The following is a 274-nucleotide window of genomic DNA, read 5'->3' as shown; positions in this document are numbered from 1 at the left end:
CTTGTAGAGCAGTGCGCCGCGCTTGGTGACCGCCGCGTCGGACTTTGGTGCGGTCGAGGTGGTCCCGCTCGCGTAAGTCAGCGTATCCGTGCTGGACTGCGCCCGATCATGACGGATACCGAGCAGCGCGACCCAGCGATCGAATTTGATCTGATCCTGCGAATAGACGCCGAGTTGCTCGATCGTCTGCCGGACATTCGTCGTATTGGGCACCGGACCGAACGGCACGCCATAGACCGGATTGAACGCGTTGATCGGCGGCGCGACCAGGAGC

1 protein-coding gene is annotated in these 274 nt (G+C 62.8%); it reads right to left on the bottom strand.

Annotated features, from left to right (window positions below):
* Positions 1 to 274, bottom strand: a 274-nt coding sequence (locus tag ACLJNW_RS24965; RefSeq protein WP_410961325.1) for a TonB-dependent receptor domain-containing protein, incomplete at both ends; no start/stop codon positions are given.

Source organism: Salmonella sp. SAL4457, from assembly GCF_046548235.1.
Lineage (GTDB): Bacteria > Pseudomonadota > Gammaproteobacteria > Enterobacterales > Enterobacteriaceae > Salmonella > Salmonella enterica.
The sequence above is the reverse complement of the archived record's forward strand: the minus strand, read 5'-3'. Positions and strand labels throughout refer to the sequence as shown.